Raw genomic sequence first — 22926 nt, 5'->3', positions numbered from 1 at the left:
ATCCGTTCTTACAGTCCATCAGCCTGAACGGAATACCTGACAACATTTGGCCTGTTGAACTACAGGGGCGCTCCATGCTATTTGGGGCTGAAAGCCCGGAACATCAGGGATAACTAAACCTGCCTCAGTCCACCACCTGATTTTTCCCCTGAGACTTGGCCTGATACAACTTTTGATCCGCACGCCGGATTAGATCATTCATGCACTGACGGACGACATTCTGACGGCCCGTCCCTGACGGGGCGTGTTCACACTCCGAATACGTCATACCAATACTCACGGTCCGCTGAATCCAATGTGGGTTATAATCACATGCCTGTGATGCACACCGCTGCCGAATGGTTTCAGCCACTTCCAACGCCTCATCACGGCGACAGTCAGGTAAAAAGACGACAAATTCTTCCCCTCCCCAACGCCCCACAATCCCTTTATCAGCGACCACATCTCGACATACCGTGGCGACAAAACGGATCATCGCATCACCACTGAAATGCCCGTACTGATCATTCACGGATTTAAAATCATCGATATCCAGCAGCAGGCAAGCCAGTGATTGTGATTGATGTTCTTCATCAGCAAACCATTGATAAATGGCCTCCCGGTTCAAAAGACCGGTCAGCGAATCGTGATGTGCCTTGTACGCCAGCTCTCTTTCCAGTTCAACTTTCTCGGTCACATCTTCAATCACAGCTTGAATGGCAGGCTTGCCATCCCATTCCACCAGATTATCGTACACATTAAAATAGCGCTTTTTGCCATCGAAACAGGCATTTTCGACCACCGTGTACACACCTTCTATTTTCCCGGACATCAATGCCTGATAACGTTCGATGGCCTGTGTTTTTTCTTCCTCAGTGAGGAGATCCAATAAGTTCACCTCTTTCAACACGCTGTCAATCGAAGGGGCATGCATTAAATCCACCCACGCTTGATTGAGCATGACCGGCTTAAAATCACGATGGACCATAATTCCCTGCCGTGAAGAAAGGATCAGCCGGGCATACTGGCGCTCCTTTTCACGCAGTTGTGCCTGGGCGCGCTCGATCATCGACAAATCGATCACCGTCACCTGAACTGCCGGCTCACCTTCCCACTCAATCACATGATCGATGGTGAATACGGTAATTTCGCGGCCGAAACGATCAATATTTTTGAACGTGCGTCCACGAGGAGTGATGCACCCATTCACTTGTTGGTAGTAATTGTCACGTGCCATCTGGTGATATTGCGGGGCAATCAACTCAAGAAAAGAATCAATACTTGAAGTTAACTCTTCGGCAGACGCATAGCCAAAAATCTGAGCATAGTGATCATCAACATAAACCAACTCAAACTCTTTAAGCACAATGATTCCATAAGTCGCGTCGATATTCAGTGTTGGCATACTGTATCTCTAGATATAACAGTTAAACGGCGTGGGTCTTGCACTGACAAACCAGGAAACATGGCTAGCATATAATGCAATCCGCCGACTGTTCAAAAGAGTCCTCGTCACCCTTTTTGCAGTATGCTGCCTGTGCGCTCTCTAACTCGGCATTCAGCTGCGCTAATGGCGCCGGGCGCCCCAGGTAAAACCCCTGGACTTGCTCGCAGTTCAGCCGCTTTAACATTTCGAGCTGCTGACGGTTTTCTACCCCTTCGGCCACCACATTGATACCAAATTCTTTGCCTATGTCGATGATACCCGACGTGATCGCCCTCGAGCGGTCATCGTGTTCTATTTTCTGAATAAAGCTGCGATCCACTTTGATTTCATCCACATCCAGTTTGTTGAATATTCTAAAAGACGTATAACCCACACCAAAGTCATCAATCGAAAATGAGACGCCGTATTGCTTTAGCTTTTTAACAGCAAGCGCGCACTGATCAATATTGTCTAACATCGCGGTTTCGGTGATTTCAAAACAAAGAAAACGAGCAAATTCGGGGTCGGCTTGCAGATACCGCTCAATGCTATCCATGTCTCTGGGGTTATTTAGTTCCACAGCAGAAATATTCACCGACACGCTTTGAATGGCCAGCCCTAATAGCTGGCTCGCTTTCAGTTGATTCGAGGCTTTTTCAAGCACGAGAGTGGTGAGCGCCCGGCAAAAACGGTGCTCCTCAGCTAAGGCAATAAACACATCCGGCGGCACCGGACCATAGCGTTCATGTGTCCAACGCGATAACACCTCCACGCCGGTCATTTGTCCGCTGTGCAGGCTGTATTTGGGCTGAAACACGATATCAATGGCATTGTGGTCAATGGCTTTGCGCAGTTCACACACCATATCTTGTCGCTGTCGCACCTGCTCGGCCAGTGTTATATCGTGATACTCGATGGTGTTCTTGCGTTTTTTGGCTTCATTCAAAGCAAAAGTGGCAGAGCTCATGAGCTCTTTCGCGTTTTGGCCATCAGAAGGGAAAAGCGCAACGCCAATACAGCAGGTCACATCAATATGGTAACGATACGTGCACTGATTGAACTGACGATGAATCTTAGCGATATAAGGTTCAATCTGGCTGGCGTGCTGAAGGGTGACTAAGCAAGCAAAGCCATCAGAGTGTACACGTGAAGAAAGGACCTTATAAGGCGCAGGGGTATCAATAACGCGCGAAATGTCTTTTAAAAGCCGATTCGTTGCGTCGAACCCCAGCTTATCTGTCACCGACTTAAAATTATCGATGTCGAGCAGAAACAGCACATCATGTTCATCACTGCGGGCATCCTTCAGTGTTTTCTCTAAATGGCGGAAAAAAACGGAGGGGCTGTGCAGCCCTGTTACACTGTCAATGTCGTTGGCTCGCTCCAGGGTACGGTTATTCTTCCTGATCATTCCCCACAGCAAGAGAGACGTGATAATGACAAACAATTGCCCTTTGAACGCTTGCGCCCAAGTATACATCTGTAGGCTATCTGACAATAGCTCAACCGCTTTATCAGAGAACAGCACCCACAACGATGCAAATATAAAATAACCAAGAGCGAGTTTTACAGAGTAGAGCTTCGTGTCATTCATCTCGACCTAATATATATCGTCCGTATTTTGTAACAACGAGTTGTTACTGTTTATAAACAAACCATCATCAATCCAATGATAAGCACTGCCACCCATCATTTTCATTGAAGCCAGCCCCGAGTTCAACTGTGAAGGTCGAGCTCAATAAACCAAGATGAAAGAACTGCAAGCCTTAGCTGTTGTTTTTCATCGATAGAAACCATTAAAAATCAGAAGAATAGAAACAATATCATGCCAGCCTGAACACGGCGCAATCAATGATGCCGCGTTTGAAACGGTTATGTTCCAGTCCTTGCTTTAATGTGATGTGTTAATGAATGCATAAAATCGAAAAACCGGCTAAAGCCCCAGGGCTCTGTACACTTTCAAGTTTCTGAAAAGATTAAAGTTGATACTCATTTATATTGTGCACATCTTCTTACTTGCAGAAGGTGTCAATGTACAACATTTCAACTTTGTCTCTTGCCCATTGGGTCCTGCGCAAAAACTTCAAAGACGATTTGATTGATGGGTTGTTATAAAAACAATTAATTTGAATTTCTGCATCCAAACCTTCCCAACCATAGTGCTCTTGTAAACGCACAAGGATCTTTTCCAGGGTCAAACCGTGCAATGGGTTATTTGGTTGTTCTTGGCTCATTAATGGCTGTTCCTACTAAGACGCAATTTGGACGCAGAGTTTACCAGAAAAAGCCAGTTCGTATCGCAGTTTTCACCCAGCCCAAACTAAAAATGCCAAGTGCATAAATCTCTCTTGAACGCTTGTTAGTTGTGGACTATCCAGCGTTGGCTGAGCTAATGAAAAGCTAAAACACCTAAGATCAATACCTTGCTCCTCATAATCCATAATTGACACTTACGGATATTCAGTAGCAATCTATACCTCTTTCAAAAAAATCATTTCCGTTGTTCGGCTTAACTTAGCAATATTCAAGACAAGAGAACTTTATGCCTACAAAGTGATAGTTACTAACAATATGCACTTTGATGACGACAATTTATGTGAACATGATCACACTGCAAAATAGATAAAATGCTCACGTCTGATTAGGCCAACATTTATGTCCTATATGACCACGAACCAAAGGGGCCATGACTGTATCTTGCAAAATTGCTGTAGCGTTAAATGCATAGTCGCTTTGCTACCTGGCTATCAAGCCAAATTTAAAAATTACGCTCTTGCCTGTCATGTCAACCTATCGCCGTAGCCTCAAACCTGGACCTTGTTATAAAACCACTCAAAATAGTTAAAAGGCACCTTCATAAGCCAGAATTTGCGGGTCTTAAAAAGGAAATGAGGACTGGTATCAAATAACCGGCATCGCCCGTTCTTAACACCAGCAATTCAGTAAGCTGACGCCATTTTTTGGGGAGTTATCTGGTTTCTGTGTTTTCAAGGTGTGGTGGTTCACAACACATTTCGAGTTTAGAGGAAGAAATGATATAGGGAGATATTTAGTATTTAACTGGTATCCACACATCCTTTTTTAAAGTTAAGTTTTAATTATTCCTGCCATAACAGACTCTAACTCCACGTAAGCCACGGCGGCAAAACAGGGCTTTATCATCCAGCAAGGCTTGGCATTTATGGTTACTTTCCAGCAAATAGCCTTTTCAGCCATCTTCCTGATTAACTTTGATAACAATGTTGAGTCAGCCTGCATAACAGACTGACATCAAGGATCTTAATGAAGTGGCAGTTCGCTACGACAATTGAGCGCTGTTTAGTGCCTTTGGGATCACCTTGCGCACCGCAAAGTTTACACAAAAGATCACAAAACCGCCGCCTAACAATAGCGTCAACAACCAGACGATGCTGCTTTCGCGCGCGATATCAACATAAAGCAGACCGAGGAGACCATAAGCGAAAGTAATTGGGTTGAAATAGTCATGGGCGATAGCACCTAAGCCAAGCACGATCACCAGGCTCACTGCCAGAACAATGTAATACCCGAGAGAAGGGCCAAAGCTTGCAATCAGGGCTGGTAAGATAAATGAAAATGCGTAAGCAAAACCCAATCCGACAACCGAGCCACCAAAAATCATTTTCAGCTTGCTGTTATCAAAGTCAAAAATGAAATAAAAGATCACAGCCAAAAATGCTGGCCATGGCGCCAGATGCAACTCATGCATCACCACTGTCCCGAACATCAGAGACGTTACAAGAATCAAAGTTTTTTTCAAATGTTCCATTGTTTTGTCCTTTGGCGGCGCGATTAAGAGCGCCGCCTATTTCAAGTTGGTCTGAAAGTGATACGGTTAGCTGACTTTTTCAATAATGGTCGCAATCCCCTGCCCCATACCAATACACATGGTCGCCAGGCCGTACTGGCCACCACGTTGTTCCATGACGTTGATCAGCGTGCCAACGATACGTGCGCCGGAGCAGCCAAGTGGATGACCCAGAGAAATCGCGCCACCGTGCAGGTTTACCTTGTCTTCACGGCTTTCCCACAGACCTAAGTCTTTCAGGCATGGAATAGCCTGAGCGGCGAACGCTTCGTTAACTTCCGCATAGTCGATTTGATCAACGGTGATGCCTGCTTTCTCCAACGCTTTATTGGTCGCCGGAACCGGACCGTAGCCCATGATAGCCGCAGGTACACCAGCAGAGGCCATAGAGACAATACGGGCACGAGGCGTTACGCCCAGCTCGCGGGCTTTGTCTTCACTCATCACCAGCAGACAGGACGCACCATCAGACAAGGCCGAAGAGGTACCCGCTGTCACGGTACCATTCACCGGATCAAACACCGGGCGCAGGGCAGACAGAGACTCAACCGTGGTTTCCGGGCGAATCACCTCATCGTGACGAACCAATGTCGGCAGGCCATTTTCATCGTGGCCCATGGTTGGGACGATTTCGTTGTCAAAACGGCCTTCAACGGTGGCCTGGTGCGCTAGCTGGTGAGAGCGTGCACCCAGAGCATCCTGATCTTCGCGGCTGACTTGGTGCAGTTTACCCAGCGCTTCTGCAGTCAGGCCCATCATGGCTGAAGCCTGTGCCATATTCCGGTTGTAAGGGTTAAGGTTGATACCTTTGGTCATTGGAATATGACCCATGTGCTCAACGCCACCCACCAGCACGATCTCTGCGTCTTCAGCTTTAATCGCACGGGCCGCAATGTGCAGCGCGTCCATGGATGAACCACACAAGCGGTTGACGGTAGTCGCAGGAACCGACTCCGGAAGACCGGCCTGGATTGCTGCAAGTTTTGCAAGGTTTGCCCCCTGCTCTTCGGTCTGTTGAACACAGCCCCAAATTACGTCATCAACCATGTTCGCATCCACTTTTGGCTGACGCTCAAACATGGATTTCATCAGGTGTGCAGAAAGGTCATCTGCACGAGCATGGCGGAATACACCGTTTTTCGAACGTCCCATAGGGGTACGGATCGCATCAACAATTACTACGTTTTTCATCTTGGTTCCCCTGTTGTTCAGTAAAATGATTTGCCGTTTTTGGCACGTTCAATCAGACCTTTTGGTGCCTCATACAACGCCCCCAGGTGCTTATACTGCTCAGCAGTTTCCAGCAGCTTGTCTGCCCCAATCTGATCCATGTAATAGAACAGGCCACCACGGAACGGAGGGAAACCAGTACCGTAAATCATTGCGATGTCAGCTTCAGACGGCGATGCCACAATCCCCTCATCCAGACAGCGAATGGCTTCAAACATCATCGGCAACATCATGCGCATGGTGATAGCGTCAACATCAAACTCTGCCGGTTGCTCTGCCAGCGAGAGGATCAGGTTGTTCGCTTCAGGTGATGCTTGCGGTTTAATGCGACCACGGCGGTCCGCTACATGAGTGTAGAAACCCTGACCGGATTTCTGACCAAACAGCTGCTGGTCAACAAAGCTCTGGATCAGGTTAGTTTCTGGCTTGCTTAAACGGCCAGGAAACGCTTCATCCATCACATCAATACAATGCGCAGCTGTATCCAGGCCAATCACATCCAGTAGATGCGCCGGGCCCATTGGCCAGCCAAAGCCTTTGCTCATCACTTTATCAATGACTGCAATGTCACCGCCATCTAACACGAGCTGGTTAAACGCCAGGAAGTAAGGCGTCAGGCAGCGGTTGACCAGAAAACCTGCGCAGTCGTTAACCACAATCGGGGTTTTACCCAGATCGGCCACGTATTTCACTGCCTGACTGATGGTTTCATCTGAAGTTTGCTCACCGCGGATCACTTCCACCAGCGGCATACGGTGCACCGGGTTGAAGAAGTGGATACCACAGAAACGCTCAGGACATTCCAGCGCCTGAGCCAGACCGCTAATCATCAGGGTGGAAGTGTTAGAAGCTATCAGTGCATTTGGTGCGATCTGCTCCAGCTCGCTCAGTACCACTTCTTTCACTTTTGGATTTTCAACCACCGCTTCGATGATCAGATCATTGTTTTGCAGCGTTTCGTTATGCAGGGTTGGTACGATACGGTTTAAGGTTTCACCCATCTGGCCCGGTTTCTTACGGCCACGTTCAACCTGTTTGGTCAAAAGCTTGTTAGCTTCATCCAGTCCCAGCTTCAGCCCCTGCTTATGGATATCTTTCATCACCACATCCATGCCTTTATCAGCACTGACGTAAGCAATACCGCCACCCATAATGCCCGCGCCAATCACGCCGACTTCGCTGCAGGACTGACTGTCACCAACCAAGGATTTCGTCCTGGATTTAACTGCCATATCAGACAAAAATACCGATACCAACGCATCCGGCACACCGGTTTCAATGCACTGCCACACCGCGCTGCGCTCGATGCCCATCGACTCATCACGGCCGAGCTTCGCCGCTTTCTCCAGAGAAGACAAAATGATCCCCGGTGTTGGGTAGTGTTTACCTGCAACTTTTGCCGCCATACCCCGCGCCACGTTAATCGACATCGACAGCTCATAACGGCTCATTGGCAGCGGTTGTTGCTTCTCTTCAAAACGGGCCTGCCAGTTCAGCTCTCCTTTAATTGCAGATTCGATAGTCTGCTCTGCCATTGCCACTGCTTTTTCTGCTTCAACGACACCGTCGATCACGTGTGCTGTCAGCGCATCGGCCGCTTTAAAGTTCTTACCCATGGTCATCCAGGCAATCGCGGTATCCATGCCTGCAATACGCGGCAAACGAGTCAGGCCGCCCCACGCAGGGAAAATGCCAAGCTTGACTTCCGGCAGGCTCAGTTTCGCATCAGGAGTTGCCAGACGATAATCCGCAGTCAGCGTAAGTTCCATACCACCACCGGCTGCGGTACCATTGATCAGTGCGACCTTTGGCAACGGTAAATCTTCGATACGGTTATACAGGCCCTGCGCCCACTCCAGGTAGGTTGCTACTGCCTCACCGCCATCCGTGAACAGCTGGCGGAAAGCTTTCACATCCGCGCCTGCACTGAACAGCTTCTTGCCAGAACGAATAACAAGACCTGCTGGCTTTGATTCCTCAAGCAGGGTTACCGCCTGCTCAAGTTCTTTCAGCGCCTCTTCTGTCAGGGTATTGACGCTGTCGTGTTGAGAGTTAAACACCAGGTGAGCCAGCTCACCGTGCATTTCAATCTGGAAATATTCACCTTGATACATTGTCATCCCTCCGGTTTATTTCAGCTTGCCGCAGGCTTTTGCCTGCTCACGCAGCGCATCACGGAACTCCGGATGAGCAATTTCAATCAACGCGTTTGCACGCTGCACGGTAGACAGGCCGCGCAGATCCGCCGCGCCGTATTCGGTAACGATCACCTGAACGTCGTTACGCGGTGTCGTGACCGGGGTACCCTCAGGGAGAGCGACTTTAATTGTTGACTCAAGACCATCTTTACCTTTGTAAGTGGATCCCAGAGCAATAATTGAAAGGCCACCTTTGGCCATGCGTGCTCCGCGCACGAAATCCACTTGGCCACCGGAGCCAGAAATTTGCATATGCCCCACACCTTCCGATGCCACTTGACCCGTCAGATCCGTCATAATGCAGGTGTTGATAGAGACAAAGTTGTCATTCTTAGCGATTTCATTCGGGTTGTTCACGGTAACTACATTACCGATTTCAATGTCCGGATTGTGATGGATAAAATCAAGCAGATCCTGAGAACCCGCGGCAAAGGCCGCAATCACCTTGTTTGGCTGGTAGTTTTTCTCACCACCGGTGACCGCACCGGATTTCATCATTTCCATCATCGACTCGGTAAACATTTCGGTATGAATACCCAGATCTTTGTGGCCTTTCAGCCCCATGCCAACGGCATCTGACAGACTGCCGATACCGATTTGGATGGTTGAGCCATTTTCGATCATCGGAAGAATGTGCTCAGCAATGCCCATCTCCAGCTCAGAGGGAGCGGCAGGCTTAGGACCCGCAATTGGGTGGTGACCTTCTGTCAGGAACTGCACTTTATCCACGTGCACCAGGTTTTCCGGGTTACCGATGAACGGTTGCTGGTCGTTGATCACCGCAATGAGGGTGTCCACTTGACCCATCACGCAAGCATTACCCACACCGCCGCAGGCACCCATGCTCATGTAGCCGTCTTCGTTTGGCGGAGTCATTTCAACCACCATGACGTTAAACCCGATTCGGTCCAGGACTTCTTTTACATTCGACAGGTGGTATGTGATGATCTCGGCATTACCTCCGTGCTGGAACTTCTTCTCCAGCGGGCCCATGAACAGACTGCGATATGTCAGGTGGCCAATATATTCGGGCTTGAGGAATTCATAAGGGAATGTCAGCAGGCCGGAGTATAGCTCGGTGCCTTCAAGCTCCAGCGCTGTTTTGTCCAGCTCACGCAGCAGCGCTACCGGTACAGAGAGATATCCGCCAGCCCAGATCTTGTCTCCGGACTGAATTTTGCTCGCAGCTTGTTGTAGGGTAATCAGCTTGTCTGCGTACTGAGTTTGCCAAGTCATAGTTGACCTCTTTTTCTGCCCCGGCCGCCATGCCCGCCTTTAACTATCTCCCTGCTTCAAACGGAGGACGGTCCCGGAGCGTTATTGATTATGGAATGTCTCCTTCATTCGCTAATCAACATACGTCCGGAGCTGGCTTACAGCTTGTCTTACTGCGCCATTTGCTTTACCAAACAAGCCATCAGAACAAAACAAGATCTGCTTCACAGTGCTATAATTCGTTACTAATCTGCTGAAAATTGCGCTTTTTAAGTAAATTCTGTGATCTTGCCCAACGCTTCACTTGACTAGATGCGCCATATATTTAGCTCTTAGGGACAAGAACCCAGAGTGTGACTTGACCATATTTTCCACTGGCGCAAATCCAGTATGCTTCACGCGCACCATTAACGAGGGCGATAAAATGCAGGAAAAACGAACCAGCAAGGACATGCGTTTTCACCTTCATCCGGGATGGATTGAACTACTCAGGCAGGGAGCGACTACCCACGGTATTGAACTGGATAAAGTACCCACGTATGCCGCGATCAGAGACATGCCCTCTGAACAACCGGATATCCGCATTGTGCGTCAGTTTCATCAGGAACTTATCGAACACAGCAATCTCCTCTTTTCCATCGATACCGCTAAACAGGTTAATCCATTCAGCTTTGGCTGTTTTTCGGTACTGCTTTGTTCATCTGAAAACCTGGTCGAATTTCTTCGCACCCTGAGTGAGTACTTTGTCGTAGCGGCGCATCAGGCTCACCTTTCCTTTGTCGAAACCAATGACAAGGTGGAACTGTGGGCATTGGACAACGCTTCGCCAGAGGCTTACCAGATAACCAAGATCGGGATCACATTGATGATCTGCACCATTCTGGAACTGATGCGGCAGATAAATGGCGGCAAAGTGCCGAAGTGTCAGATATTTTCTCCCCGGCTTGATTATTCTCAATTAGAGTCGGACACGTTTTGCCACAGGTATAACTGCCATGAAATAAAACAGGGACCTGTTCGCAAGATCGTGTTCTCAAAATCTGACCTTCTCAGTCCGCTCGCCAGCCACAATAATGAAATATGGCAACACAATCTGACATTTGTAAGAAAGCAAGCTGCACGCCTGAGCGTACATGACGTTCGTCTGCAAGTGTGTAAGGTATTTGATGAGCAGCCAACACTGAAAGACGTTTCGGTTCAAAAAGTCGCTCAAATCATGCTAACCAGTCCCAGAACACTGAACCGCCGTCTGGCAGAGGCCAACACAAGTTTTAAGACCATACTCAATAACTACCGTCTGCAAAAGGCGCTTCATCTGCTTGGTAACCCTCAGAACAATATGACTGAAATTGCTTTTCAGCTTGGCTTTTCTGAACTAAGCAGTTTTTCACGCGCTTTTAAACGCTGGACCGGGGAAGCGCCGAGCAAGGCGCACTGATTCAGAGACAGACTGCGCAGCTTTACCGGCTGCGCCATTCATTTGTCTGTTCCTGTCATCACCTCCTGCCACCGATTCCGGTCACATTATTTCCCGTTTTTGCCTTCTATATTGACCCCAGAATTTATGAAACAGGAAAAAACCATGACAATCCAACCCGTAATCAAAGGCGTTGTTGCCAAAAACTGTAACCCTGCAGGCTGCTATGAAGAAGTGCGTAATCAGATCACGCAAGTGCAAGAGTTGCCACCGTTGACTCATGGGCCAAAGAAAGTACTGGTACTTGGAGCTTCCTCCGGTCTTGGTCTAGGGTCACGTATCTCGCTTGCTTTTGGCGGCAAGGCCGACACTATTGGGGTTTCCTTCGAACGTCCACAATCAGAAGAACACACCGGCACTGCAGGCTGGCATAACAACCTTGCGTTTACTGAAGAAGCAGAAAAACAGGGGCTGATCGCCAAAAACTTTGTTGGCGATGCTTTCTCACCACAGATGCGTGCTGAGGTAGTCGACTTTATTAAAAATGAGTTTGGCGGCAAGGTGGACTGCGTGATCTACAGCCTGGCGACCGGCGTGCGCCCAAAACCGGACGGAAGCGGTATGTGGCGCTCTTCCCTCAAAGCACTGGGCACCCCGTTCACCGGAAACTTCATCAGTATCGAACACGGCGCGATGGCAGAAATGACACTCCCGGTTGCTGATGAGCACGAAGTGGAAGAGACCGTCAAAGTGATGGGCGGCGAAGACTGGCAGGAGTGGATCACTTTCCTCGCGGAAAACGACGTGCTGGCCGAGGGAGTAAAAACCGTCGCCTACTCTTATATTGGTTCTGAGATCACCCACCCGGTCTACTTCGGCGGCTCGCTGGGCAAAGCCAAGCAGCATCTGCATGAGACAGCACATACCATGAACCGCCATCTGGCAGAAATCGGTGGCGAAGCCCATATTGGGATATGTAAATCGATCGTCTCCAAGGCCTCGGTGTTCATTCCGGGCCTGTCTTCCTACATGCTGGCACTGTTCAAGCTGATGAAAGAGCGCGGAGAGTACGAGAGCTGTGTACAGCACATGCACCGCCTGATGACCGACTTCCTCTACCACCCGCAAGGCGCTCAGGTCGATGAACATCGTTTGCTCAGACCCGATAACCTGGAGTTAAACCCGGAAGTACAAAGCCAGGTTAAAGAGATGATCAAACATATCACTCCGGACAACTTCCGTTCACCGCAAGTAGGAGATTACCAGGGGTTTGTCTCTGAATTTATGCGCCTCAACGGCTTTGCTCAACAAGCCTAGCCAGCTTTAACTCAGCCCCGCTCCATTCAGGCGGGGCTTTTGTACCGGCTCTCCCAAACATGACCTTTGCAACCATCTTCCAGATTAGCTCGCATGGCAATGTCGAAGTTGAGTTCACGCATAAAGCTGCGACCAGCACTGTATTACTTGCACATCCTTAAGAAGCTCTGCCTGTTCTTTATTGGTATAAACACCAGATGATAATATTACTCATCACCACACAAAAATGTGCGCCGAACACAACGGGAAACGCAGTATTAATAAGAGATAGCGTTTAAACAAATTTGCTGGCTTCTGATTGTAGTCATCCCGGCTTCTTTGTCGATAAACAACAATCAATATAGCTATGCTTACATTCACAGGACTACTCCCGCTTCAAGCTTACGAGGATTGTTTAATACCAATCTGGATAGGTAAATGCTCAAATAATTGGCAGGAAAAATCACTTAGAACAAGGCGTAGATTTCGGTTAACTAGTTCTTCCAATTACCAGACCGACAATGCCGTTATCAGCGATTTTAACCAGTAAGAATGATCAGAGACTTGTGTAACTCGGTATAACTTACTGAAATTGAGAACATCTCTGTTCCATCAGGCGCAACGTCATAAGGTGACAGTTCTCTTTATCCCCGTCCTTAATGCCCTAAATGTCATGCAGCGCGATATGGCTCTGCCAGAAATTGCTGGCTCGCTGGCATCCAGAATTCTGCATCCTCAGTAATAACCCGGGCAAAGCTAAATCAACACCAAAAAGGCAGAAAGATAGTCATCAAATAGAGTAATTACTCCAATTTAAAACATTGAAAAACATACATATATAGGGTTAGGAATAGTTAATGTTTTTTTATTATTTGATAAGGCACTATTGCTGTAAATTTCGCCCTCTCGAGCAGGGGTATTTATGTTTCATCATCTCTGTTTTTACTTTTTGATCTTAACTTGTTTGCTAATCATCGTTGGACGTTTGTCACAGTCAATATGATTTCAAATAAGGAAACAACAGGAACATGCATGCGTCTTATTGAAATTTGGCAATTCCTTATGTCTGCAGGTGATTATCGCCGCGGAGCTCGTCTATTATCCGGGCGTTCAAAACTGGATGTGGTTTTTATTAGTAATGTACGTGATGAGGAAGAGCGTGCCCTGTTTTTTCCTGCGGGTTCGTCACATATGGCCCAAGTTCTTGGTCCCAGAATGCATATTAATGGCGTAGCCGGGCAAGTTTGCGGCTTTAATTTTACCGCCGAGGAAATGTACAGCCGCAAAGGCCGCAAACACGCCAAGCAAGCTTTTGTGGAAGCGGTTAAATGGGCGCAGCAGCAAGGTGCCAAGGTGGTTCTGCTGGCAGCGTCAACCAAGCGGTTGTTCGGACATGACGGTGTTGAGCTTAAGAAAATGTTTCCGGAAATACTGTTTACGATTGGTGATAACGGAACCGCTCACCTACTGTGCAGCGATGTGGACCGGGGGTTGGAAAAAGCCGGTTTTGCAAACCAGCGTCCCCGTATTCTGGTGATTGGTACCTACGGGATCCTCGGTTCTGCCGTTTGTCGGCACTTACATCAGCAGCAGCATGATTTTGTTGGGTTTGGTGCCAATCCGGTGTGGTTGGAAAAATTTGCCCGAGAAACAAATTATCCCACGGTGAATGATCTGAATGAAGTTGGCAAAGTGGACATGGTGGTGACCTGTACACATGGAGCCGAGTCCAAGCTGACGGTTGATGTTATTGAGCAGCTGCGTCGTCGCAATCGTAAACTTCTGGTGGTTGATGTGGCCGAGCCTGCCAACCTTGAGCGTGACGTGTATAACCAATGTAGTGACCGAGTGGTCCGTCAGGATGCCGGTAATGGCTATTCGCGCGACCTTCACTATGTATTGGGCCCGCTGGGTTACAAATCGCTGATGCTCTCCCGCGGCACCATTTTTGGTTGTTTTGCGGAGGCGATGGCACTTTACCACGCCATCTATCGTAAAAACAATCTTGCGCTGCGTAACCGAGACTGGTTCGACGTGAGTTCTGAAAACCAGGCAATTATCGCCGAGGCTTTCCGCTCTTTACAGATGGGGTTGCCAACGCCGCACTGCTTCGGCCGAGAGGTATTGGATTTCAATTTGGATTGCACTGCCCCTTCACTGCCGGAGTCTTCGACTGCACCTGAAGCCGGGGGCTGCTGATGGCTTGGTTGGCAACGACGGGGCGACAGCGGTTGCTCCTCGCTTTTTTCTTATTTTTGACTACCTTTTTTGCCCTGCTCAACATTCGTGTTCCTGCCGGCGGCATCGTTTCTGATGCCCTGCTCGATCGGCAAAATCCCTACGTACTGGCGCAGCAGGCCGTAGCCAAAGAAGTTGGGCTGCAAACCGGGGATACCCTGGGGTTCGTGCTCAGGCTTGAACACGGGTTGACTCTGGATGCCATCAGTCAAATCCGGCGTATGACCGAGGAGATTAAACAACGGTTTCCGGAAGCTGTGGTACTGAGCTTAAGTGATAACGCCCTTTACTACCAAAGCTCAGCCGACGAGGTGATCAGTGAGCCCTACCTACGCGCTGGTATGCGAGCCACCGATCTGGTGGATCTGAAACAGCGCATTGCCGCTAATCCACTGGTATACGGCCCGTTGATCGGTCAGCAATTTGAATATGCCCAGATAATGCTGTTCCTGCCTGACAATTATTCTGAGCAGGATCTTGTACAGCGGGTCGGCGAGTATCTGGAAAAACGCAACATTAGCCAACTGGAATGGATGTTGCTCAAGGGCGACATCCAACCCGTGGATGAATATGCAAATGTCAGCCTTTCCGGCTGGTCAGTGGCGCGGGGCCTGATGCACTATGCTCTCATCTCGGATGTGTTGTTTTATTCAACCATCGGGCTGACGCTGGCGACACTGGCTGCTTTCCTCGCGTTGGGTAGCTGGCGCCAGGCACTGTTCAGTAGCCTGACGATCTTTGTCTCCTTTATCTGGATACGAGGCAGTATTGCACTGTTCTCGGTTCTGGGTGTTGAGTTCTATGGCGCACCTTTACAGGAACGGGTGTACTTCCTGCTGGTACTGTCTTCCATGATAGTCGCGGGCATTTCTCTCAATGTCCGGGCGTTCGAGGCTTTCAATGCCAGATGGCGCAGTACCCCACAGGTTCCGGGAATCTCACTCTGGCGAGAGCTGGACTCTCTGAGCCCGCGTTTCAACCTGGTGATCGGTATTGCAGCACTTAATTTTGCCACCCTGGGCCAGATTGGCATTCGTGGGATCATGGAAGTTGGTGTCTTATCGGCGCTGGGGCTGATATATCAGCGCTTATTGGTTGTCACCCTGCTGCCTGCCCTGCAACTGCAGTTTGGGGGAACACCTCATGTGATGCAGAATGTGGCAAGGAAGCGCTTACTCGAGCATGCCATGGCGTCTGTACAGCGTTGGCTGCACCTGTTGCCGCAAAAGAGCGTTCACTTCTGGTTGCGTTACAGCTCGGCACAGTCCAGCCGGTTAGTCGTCGCCATCCTCAGCGCAGCACTGGCGGCTGCCCTGGTGGTGGTTGGTCATGACCTAAACACTCAGGAGCGGTTGATCGAAGTTAAGGAGCGCCCGATTGATTATCTTCCCGGAACCATTATCGACCGAGGCCGGGAAGTGCTAAATGCACCGGATGCCTATGGGTTTGCCCAATTAGCGTTTTTCGTTCGCCCGCGAACGATAGTAGCGGATGGTGAGTTCGATGCAGTGGACGATCCGGCTTTTCTGGCGCGCGCTTATTCCTTCCAGCAACGGCTGCAGAACCGGGGCGATGGCCGGGCGGTAATCTCTATTTTGGATCAGGTAGCACAAATGCAGCTGAGTCCGGACGAGCAAACCACCATGCCACGCAGTGCCCAACAGGCTCATGATGATTTACAGTTGATCAAATGGGATTTATCCGATGAGCGTTTAAGCGACTTCTGGTGGACGAAACAAGGCGTGGTATTAATGGCGTCTCATCCTGCGGATGATTCCGCCAGTTTGCGCCAGTACGCTGACGATATTCGCGCCCTGGCTGCCAGCGAATTTCCTGATCTGCTGGTTCTGCCGTACGGGCGTCTGCAGAGTTACCATCAGGCGGATCTCTATATAAGCGAGCGCAAGCCGGCCAATATGCTGATGAACCTGCCATTAGTAATGCTGTGTGCAAGCCTCTGGTTCCTGTATTGCAACCACAAGACACCAATGAAGGGTAGTCGCTTATCACCCGTTACAACAGCGATGGCAGTTTGTACACCGTTTATCTTTTCTTATGCGCTGATCATCGTAGCTATGGCGCTGTTTCATATTCCGCTGGATCAGACCACGGCTTGTGCCACGGCCCTGGGTATTAATGCGGCTATCGACTTTGACCTGTATCTGGTCGAAGACTATCGCTATGCGATGGCAGAGGGCAAGACACCCGATCAGGCCCTGCAATACAGCATTGGCGAACGAGGCCACCTGACGCTGCTGGATGCCATGCTCAATGCCATCTGCTTCAGCCCATTACTGGTGTCTTCATTTATTCCGATGCAACGTCTTGGTTGTTTGATGCTGGTGTTATTGGCAGCTTGCGCGTTTGGCGCTTTGTTCTTGCTGTCTGGATTGTTGCGCAGTTGCGTATGTTCCCCCTCCTTACCTAGTCTGCAAGAGGAAAACTAATATGAAAAAAATAATCTGGCTAACCCTTTGGAGTTGGTTGTTTATCTGTGCCAGTGCAAGTGCCCGGGCGGCAACGTTGGATGATGCCGCCGCCATTATCCACAAAGCCTGGCAGTTATATCGTCAGCACAGCGAGACAGAGGTTGAACAGATCAGCCTTGAAGTGGTGCGCAACGGGGAAGCTCCCAGACAGAAAACCCTGACCCGCTGGACCCGTTATGCAGCAACAGGAGAGCAGGTTGTAGTCAAGTTCGATTCACCTTCTGTTGACAAAGGGCTGGGGTTATTCATCTCCCGTAACTCCGGGCAACAACAGATGTGGTTGAAAATGCCCAGTTGGAGTAAAGCCCGCCGGATCAACGGGAATCGTTGGCGCCAGTATTTTGCCGGCACCGACCTGACTTTTGAAGATAATGCCGAACTTAGCGGTGAAGATACTGAGAACTATACCTATTCGCTGCAATCAGCCGACGCGCAGGGATGGCGAGTTACTGCACAGCCACTGGCCGGCAGCCATTCCGCCTATTCCCGGCGGGATATATGGGTCGATACCAACTATGCCATTTCCCGGATTGATTATTACAACCGTGGTGGCATGTTAATCAAATCGCTTCGGAACCTGCAACTCAAACTATTTTCCGACGGGGCCTGGCGTCCCGGCCGTATCGAGGTGGTTAACATCCATAAAAAGCGCAAGACCGTCTTCGAGATCTCGTCACGCCAGTTCGGGCCAACCCTGAGTGCGCGCACCTTCAGTGAGGATTTTCTACGTGACTAAAATATGCTGCCTGCTCGCCTGCGTATTGGCCTTTCACGGCTATGCCTCTGAGTTAGATGTAACCGCCAGCCTGCGTAGCCAGGGCTGGTATGCCGAACAGTTGGAAGAGGCGGACTATCGCGTCCGGTTCGATACTGAACTGAAGTACAAACCTTACCAAGGGCTCGAGTTAGTCGCGGGAGGATGGTTACAGCAGAGTGATATTCATCCGCAACAACGAGCCAGTGGCTGGAGAAGCTCGCCATTACCCGCGCAAGTTGGCCTGGCTCAAGCCTTTGTACGTTACCGCAAGGATAATCACGAGTGGACCCTTGGCCGACAACTTGTAGATTGGCGCGTGACTGATACCATTTCCGTCGCGGATGTCTGGGCGCCGCGGGATTTCTCTGATGTGCTTGAACCGCAGCAACTGGCATTTTCCGCTCTGCGCTGGCGGTGGTTCGGCCCCTTACAACTGGATCTTATTTACAGCCCCGAGCCCAGCCCCTCGCGCTTGCCAGCCGGTATCTGGCAACAAGAAGCGATCCCTTTACTCCCGCAGGACAACTCGGAGGCCGGGGAGCAATTGGGCATACGCATTAGTGGCAACTGGCGGCAGCAAGATCTCACGCTTTACGGTTACAGCGGTTATGGCTACAGCCCTGCGGCACGGATTGAAGCGGCGGGCATCCGCCCTTATTACGATGGTCAGCATATCTTCGGCGGCACCTGGGTGAGCCCGCTCGATGGATCTGCGTTGATGCGTGCAGAGATTGGTTATGTCAGACAGAACCATGGTGATGATTACCTGCAATGGGTACTTGCTTTGGAAAAAGAGTTCTTTGAAGTACTCGGCGAGCAGGATCATTGGTTACTGTTAGTACAGACGGCGGATGAAAAAGTTACGCAAGGCGGAGAGCAACTACCTGGCTGGGTGGATTTTCGCCGCGTGTTTCGCGATAACCTGATGGGCCGGATCAGCTGGGATCCTGAAGGGGATGAGGAAACGCTGTTAATACTGGAATGGAGTATCGATACGGCTGAAAGCGGGCAATATTTTGAAATACAAACTGAACAGCGATTGAATGATCACGCGACCGTCTCTCTCAGCTGGCAGCAATTATCCGGCTCTGCGCAGAGCTTCTGGGGGAGTTACCGAGATCGCGATCGAATTGGCTTAAGCGTGAGTTACTTTTTTTGAATGATGACTTAAATATGTAACCCTCAGAGATGGTTTCAATGTGCGTAGCTTTAAACCGAGCTTGTAATTTTGCGCTTGAAACCTCTCTTTTCAATGCTGATAGCACCCATGATGCATATTTCGATGATTACGTTAGCTCATTTCCATGTCAGCATAGTGGCACCTGAACATTTAAAGAGCTAACGATGCCTGTTAGTTCACGGTCCCTTTCAGGGCTGTCAAAACGGTTCAACGCCCTGCCCGGAACCTACTTCAGCGGGCGGAACTCAAACTCTACATATGGGTATCACCACTAACTCTTGGACTGCCATAGCAGGGCGTGCTCCCCCGCTCTTCCATTTTGGCTTTAAGCTATAGTGTTACCGGTTTCAGAGACATGTTTTCTTCAATTCAGGCCAGAACCCACAGCTAAACCTATCAATATGCCGGTAATTATTATTTTTATCTATTGGAAATGAACAGTGTTCATTTATAATCACGTCTTGTAACGCAGTAAATGGGAACATTCTTCATGAAACGCATAGCGCCTCTGTTTGTCATATTGGCTCTGCTTTCTGGTTGTAGCAGCATGTCGCCTGAACAGTGCCAGACCGCGGACTGGTATCGGGTCGGCTACCAAGATGGACGCAACGGAAACAATCCGGACATACTTTACGATTACATTAAAGACTGTCGCGAAGCCGGTGTCACACCAGATCACCATAAATGGCAAGATGGCTTTGATAAAGGCACCATTCTTTACTGCTCACCGGACAATGGTTATAACGTGGGGGCGGAAGGAAGAACTTACTACGGGGTTTGTTCCAACGAGCTGTTCTTGAAAAACTACCAGTTGGGGCAGCAAGAATACCAGCGTCAGCAGCGTATCAACGCCCTTGATGGGGAAATATCACGTATCGACCGCCAACTGGAAGCAGAGTTAGACAAACAGACGGCTAAACGCTTAAGAGAAAAAAGAAAATATCTGGCACGAGAGCGTTCTTCCCTGATTTCGCCAGCGACCCAATTTTATTTCAACTATTAAATAGTGTTGTTCACAACATGAGTTTATAACAGAACCAATCCATAACTTCCCGACAGCTCGCGGCCTTTACTAACAAAGGCTGCGAGCTAATTAAAAGTAAAAAATCAACCTCAGACGCTGAATATTGATATCTAAAGCTTAAATCTACTCACGATTGAAACCAGTTGATGATTAATTTCTGCTACCTGTTCTGCTTCAGCCAAACTTTCCTGACCGCTCTGCTCTAATTCGACCACTATCTCACTGATTGTTGATATATTTCGGCTTAGCTCCTGAGTAACACTGCTTTGTTCTTCCGCAGCGGTAGCTATTTGAGTACTCAAATCATTTATTTCATCAACAAAACTACTCATTGATTCCAAGCTAGCAGCTACATCACTAGCACCACCGGCGGTTTCCTGACATCTGCTTTTTGTACTATTCATTGAATCAACGACTGTTTTCGTACCTTTTAACAATTTATCAAGCGCGACTTCCACCTCTTGAGTACTATCTTTCGTTCTGCTTGCCAAATTCCTCACTTCATCAGCTACCACTGCAAATCCACGGCCTTGCTCACCAGCCCTGGCAGCTTCTATTGCTGCGTTTAAAGCGAGCAAATTCGTTTGTTCCGCAATTTCACCAATCACACTCAAAATAGTATTAATACTTTGCGTTTCATCATTCATTCTCTGAACGTTTTCGGAAGCATTATCAACATCAGCGATTAAAGAAGAAACAGTTTGCATAGACTGTTCAACCGTTTTTTTAGACCGCACACTAATATCATTAGCCTTCTGAGTCAGACCAGCAGTATTCGCAGCATCACTCGCCATACAGTCGGCAGTTGCATTCATTTCTTCTATTGCGGTCACAATTTGTTCAGTTTCGGTGACGTGAGTTTTAAGAGTCTCAGTGTTTTGCTTTGATTTTTCTCTCATCTTGTCGACATTAGCTTGCAAAGTCATTGTGACACTTTGTATTTGCAACATCATGTTTTGCAGGTTTTCTACAAACTGATTTACCCCCTGAGCAATCTGACCAAGATCATCTGTACTATTAACCTCTAAGCGCTGAGTTAAATCCGCATCACCACTCGATAAATCCAATACCGTCTGCTTTAAAAATACAATTGGTTTATATAGTATTTGTATGAGTATAAATGCGATAACAACGCTAATTAGACTTGCCAATGTCGCTACTAAAATAGCTGTATCTCTCGATTCTTTCAGCTTAGAAAACACAACTGATTTGTCTAAACTAAGAGTAAGATACCACTCTTTATCCCCGACGCGGATTCGGTGCGAATAAAGCGCTTTATCGACTCCATTTAAACTGTAATCAGCCACAAAGCTCTTTTGGCTGACAATGTCTGCAGCAATATCTTTAAACCACGAGAGCTCAGAACCTTTCTGACCCGTTTTGATAACAGAAGAGTTGGAAGCTAAAACGGTAGTATCATGATTTAAGATTGCAACTGTCGCTCCGGGGATGTCGTTAGATTGCGCAACTAACTCATTAAGAAAGCCCAACTCCATGTCAGCAGAAATAGTACCTTCTTTAACTTTTTCTACAATAGTAATAAAGAGAACATCTGTGCCATAAGGCTCTGTTACCGTTACTCCCGAAGCATTCCGACCTGTTTGATACCACGGTCTGAGAGTGACATCTTTTGTATATTTACCGCCAGGCCAGTCTTCATGAGTTTGGTTCCAGTAAGCTCTCCCATCCTGAAATGCCAGTGTTGCACTTCCCAAATTCATGGCATTCGCCAGGAAATGGACCTTCTCTATTAATTCTTCATCACTACCTTTGATCTCTTGATTTTTAAACTGTTTTGCTAGTTTTTTGACCCCGGCCACTTTTTCACTAATCAGCGCTTCAATAATCGACGCCTTTAACTCGACATATGATTCACTTTCAGAATTAATAATTTCAGTCAGAGTTTCTTTTTCTTTAACATAGAAAAACATGCTAGAAATCGACACAGACAAACCAACCAGCAACATTACTGATAAAATGAGCACCCTTTTTAAACCAAGTTGTTTCATTCCATTCCTCGACAATAATACGTCAATACATCATTTCTTTTATACGGCCGCTGTTACACCGTCCCATGAGTGACGTACTTACTTTCTGAGAACGGGTGTAATTACTCTGTTCAGTTAGCTTTTATCTGATTCCCCCCACAAGCCGAAACCAACAAAAACGGGTTGCTAAAAACAGTACTGCTCTAAGAGAGGTGCTTACCTGCTTAATTTTTCATCCTGACGATTTTTCGACAGACAGTTGTAAATCCCAATGATAGAAATAACAACCCATGACAACTGGATAATTAAGGATGGAAGATTGTAATACTCCAACAATGAAATAGAAACGCAAATAGCGGCAGCCATATTCATAGCTATATAATTTAAAGAATCGCCAGATAACTTTTGGGTATTCAATAGAAGATATGATAAAAGATACAGAGATGCCCCGAGCAACCCAACAATATTGTATAAATCCAAATCTTCCATTACAACCTCGTATTAATCTTCATTTATATTATTAAAATTTCATTCAGATAAAGTATAAATTTAGCTGCAGGTTTACAGATATATTCAACACAACGACAATATTATCCGTTTTGCGGTGTAACTATCTGTTAATCGTTAAGAGGGAAAACAACATCAGCTAATTACACCGCAATT

At 48.1% G+C, this 22926-nt stretch carries 16 protein-coding genes; 7 read left to right on the top strand and 9 right to left on the bottom strand.

Going from position 1 to position 22926, the window contains the following annotated elements:
• Positions 1-124: 124 nt before the first annotated feature.
• From P2G85_RS03715 to P2G85_RS03685, 7 genes are all read right to left on the bottom strand, one after another.
• Positions 125-1384 (bottom strand): sensor domain-containing diguanylate cyclase, encoded by a 1260-nt coding sequence (locus P2G85_RS03715; RefSeq protein WP_275862772.1) that lies wholly within the window; start codon positions 1382-1384, stop codon positions 125-127.
• 64 nt (positions 1385-1448) lie between these two features.
• A complete protein-coding gene (locus P2G85_RS03710; RefSeq protein ID WP_275862771.1) occupies positions 1449-2999 on the bottom strand; it encodes a bifunctional diguanylate cyclase/phosphodiesterase in 1551 nt (516 codons plus the stop codon).
• Between the two features lie 418 nt (positions 3000-3417).
• On the bottom strand, positions 3418-3639 hold the full coding sequence (locus P2G85_RS03705) for a VF530 family protein (protein WP_275862770.1): 222 nt from the start codon (positions 3637-3639) through the stop codon (positions 3418-3420).
• A gap of 1064 nt (positions 3640-4703) precedes the next feature.
• On the bottom strand, positions 4704-5192 hold the full coding sequence (locus tag P2G85_RS03700) for a hypothetical protein (protein ID WP_275862769.1): 489 nt from the start codon (positions 5190-5192) through the stop codon (positions 4704-4706).
• Positions 5193-5258: 66 nt separating this feature from the next.
• Positions 5259-6422 carry an acetyl-CoA C-acyltransferase FadA gene (gene fadA / locus P2G85_RS03695; protein ID WP_275862768.1) on the bottom strand — a complete coding sequence of 388 codons (1164 nt, stop codon included), beginning with the start codon at positions 6420-6422 and terminating at the stop codon, positions 5259-5261.
• A gap of 17 nt (positions 6423-6439) precedes the next feature.
• On the bottom strand, positions 6440-8575 hold the full coding sequence (gene fadB, locus P2G85_RS03690) for a fatty acid oxidation complex subunit alpha FadB (protein WP_275862767.1): 2136 nt from the start codon (positions 8573-8575) through the stop codon (positions 6440-6442).
• A gap of 15 nt (positions 8576-8590) precedes the next feature.
• On the bottom strand, positions 8591-9895 hold the full coding sequence (locus P2G85_RS03685; RefSeq protein WP_275862766.1) for an acetyl-CoA hydrolase/transferase C-terminal domain-containing protein: 1305 nt from the start codon (positions 9893-9895) through the stop codon (positions 8591-8593).
• A gap of 403 nt (positions 9896-10298) precedes the next feature.
• On the opposite strand from P2G85_RS03685, the gene P2G85_RS03680 reads away from it, so the two are divergent.
• The 7 genes from P2G85_RS03680 (at position 10299) to P2G85_RS03650 (ending at position 20254) form a co-directional block, all read left to right on the top strand.
• Complete coding sequence (locus tag P2G85_RS03680; RefSeq protein WP_275862765.1) at positions 10299-11312, top strand: helix-turn-helix transcriptional regulator; 1014 nt, start codon at positions 10299-10301, stop codon at positions 11310-11312.
• A gap of 144 nt (positions 11313-11456) precedes the next feature.
• Entirely contained in the window at positions 11457-12608 is a 1152-nt protein-coding gene (gene fabV / locus P2G85_RS03675) for an enoyl-ACP reductase FabV (RefSeq protein ID WP_275862764.1), read from the top strand.
• A 1011-nt stretch (positions 12609-13619) separates the two neighbouring features.
• Positions 13620-14786 (top strand): hypothetical protein, encoded by a 1167-nt coding sequence (locus P2G85_RS03670; RefSeq protein WP_275862763.1) that lies wholly within the window; start codon positions 13620-13622, stop codon positions 14784-14786.
• Entirely contained in the window at positions 14786-17272 is a 2487-nt protein-coding gene (locus tag P2G85_RS03665) for a hypothetical protein (RefSeq protein WP_275862762.1), read from the top strand. The genes P2G85_RS03670 and P2G85_RS03665 overlap by 1 nt, the downstream gene beginning before the upstream one ends.
• A gap of 1 nt (position 17273) precedes the next feature.
• Positions 17274-18050, top strand: coding sequence for an outer membrane lipoprotein-sorting protein (locus P2G85_RS03660; RefSeq protein WP_275862761.1), 777 nt, complete (start codon positions 17274-17276; stop codon positions 18048-18050).
• Positions 18043-19230 (top strand): hypothetical protein, encoded by a 1188-nt coding sequence (locus P2G85_RS03655; RefSeq protein WP_275862760.1) that lies wholly within the window; start codon positions 18043-18045, stop codon positions 19228-19230. Before P2G85_RS03660 ends, P2G85_RS03655 begins: the two co-directional genes overlap by 8 nt.
• Before the next feature lie 511 nt (positions 19231-19741).
• The gene (locus P2G85_RS03650) at positions 19742-20254 is read left to right on the top strand and encodes a DUF2799 domain-containing protein (RefSeq protein WP_275862759.1); all 513 of its coding nucleotides are present in this window, start codon (positions 19742-19744) and stop codon (positions 20252-20254) included.
• A 131-nt stretch (positions 20255-20385) separates the two neighbouring features.
• Here the strand turns inward: P2G85_RS03650 and P2G85_RS03645 are convergent, their stop codons facing one another.
• Entirely contained in the window at positions 20386-22284 is a 1899-nt protein-coding gene (locus P2G85_RS03645; protein ID WP_275862758.1) for a methyl-accepting chemotaxis protein, read from the bottom strand.
• A 195-nt stretch (positions 22285-22479) separates the two neighbouring features.
• Complete coding sequence (locus tag P2G85_RS03640; RefSeq protein ID WP_275862757.1) at positions 22480-22752, bottom strand: hypothetical protein; 273 nt, start codon at positions 22750-22752, stop codon at positions 22480-22482.
• Positions 22753-22926: the final 174 nt, after the last annotated feature.

It is taken from the genome of Vibrio sp. CAU 1672, assembly GCF_029223195.1.
Classification (GTDB): Bacteria; Pseudomonadota; Gammaproteobacteria; order Enterobacterales; family Vibrionaceae; genus Vibrio.
Note: the sequence above shows the minus strand (reverse complement) of the source record. Positions and strands in the feature narration are given on the sequence as shown.

Excerpts from the sequence above, each read along its gene's own strand:
- P2G85_RS03715 (WP_275862772.1), bottom strand. The coding sequence starts at position 1,384 with ATGCCAACACTGAATATCGACGCGACTTATGGAATCATTGTGCTTAAA.
- P2G85_RS03710 (WP_275862771.1), bottom strand. The coding sequence starts at position 2,999 with ATGAATGACACGAAGCTCTACTCTGTAAAACTCGCTCTTGGTTATTTT.
- P2G85_RS03705 (WP_275862770.1), bottom strand. The coding sequence starts at position 3,639 with ATGAGCCAAGAACAACCAAATAACCCATTGCACGGTTTGACCCTGGAA.
- P2G85_RS03700 (WP_275862769.1), bottom strand. The coding sequence starts at position 5,192 with ATGGAACATTTGAAAAAAACTTTGATTCTTGTAACGTCTCTGATGTTC.
- fadA (WP_275862768.1), bottom strand. The coding sequence starts at position 6,422 with ATGAAAAACGTAGTAATTGTTGATGCGATCCGTACCCCTATGGGACGT.
- fadB (WP_275862767.1), bottom strand. The coding sequence starts at position 8,575 with ATGTATCAAGGTGAATATTTCCAGATTGAAATGCACGGTGAGCTGGCT.
- P2G85_RS03685 (WP_275862766.1), bottom strand. The coding sequence starts at position 9,895 with ATGACTTGGCAAACTCAGTACGCAGACAAGCTGATTACCCTACAACAA.
- P2G85_RS03680 (WP_275862765.1), top strand. The coding sequence starts at position 10,299 with ATGCAGGAAAAACGAACCAGCAAGGACATGCGTTTTCACCTTCATCCG.
- fabV (WP_275862764.1), top strand. The coding sequence starts at position 11,457 with ATGACAATCCAACCCGTAATCAAAGGCGTTGTTGCCAAAAACTGTAAC.
- P2G85_RS03670 (WP_275862763.1), top strand. The coding sequence starts at position 13,620 with ATGCGTCTTATTGAAATTTGGCAATTCCTTATGTCTGCAGGTGATTAT.
- P2G85_RS03665 (WP_275862762.1), top strand. The coding sequence starts at position 14,786 with ATGGCTTGGTTGGCAACGACGGGGCGACAGCGGTTGCTCCTCGCTTTT.
- P2G85_RS03660 (WP_275862761.1), top strand. The coding sequence starts at position 17,274 with ATGAAAAAAATAATCTGGCTAACCCTTTGGAGTTGGTTGTTTATCTGT.
- P2G85_RS03650 (WP_275862759.1), top strand. The coding sequence starts at position 19,742 with ATGAAACGCATAGCGCCTCTGTTTGTCATATTGGCTCTGCTTTCTGGT.
- P2G85_RS03645 (WP_275862758.1), bottom strand. The coding sequence starts at position 22,284 with ATGAAACAACTTGGTTTAAAAAGGGTGCTCATTTTATCAGTAATGTTG.
- P2G85_RS03640 (WP_275862757.1), bottom strand. The coding sequence starts at position 22,752 with ATGGAAGATTTGGATTTATACAATATTGTTGGGTTGCTCGGGGCATCT.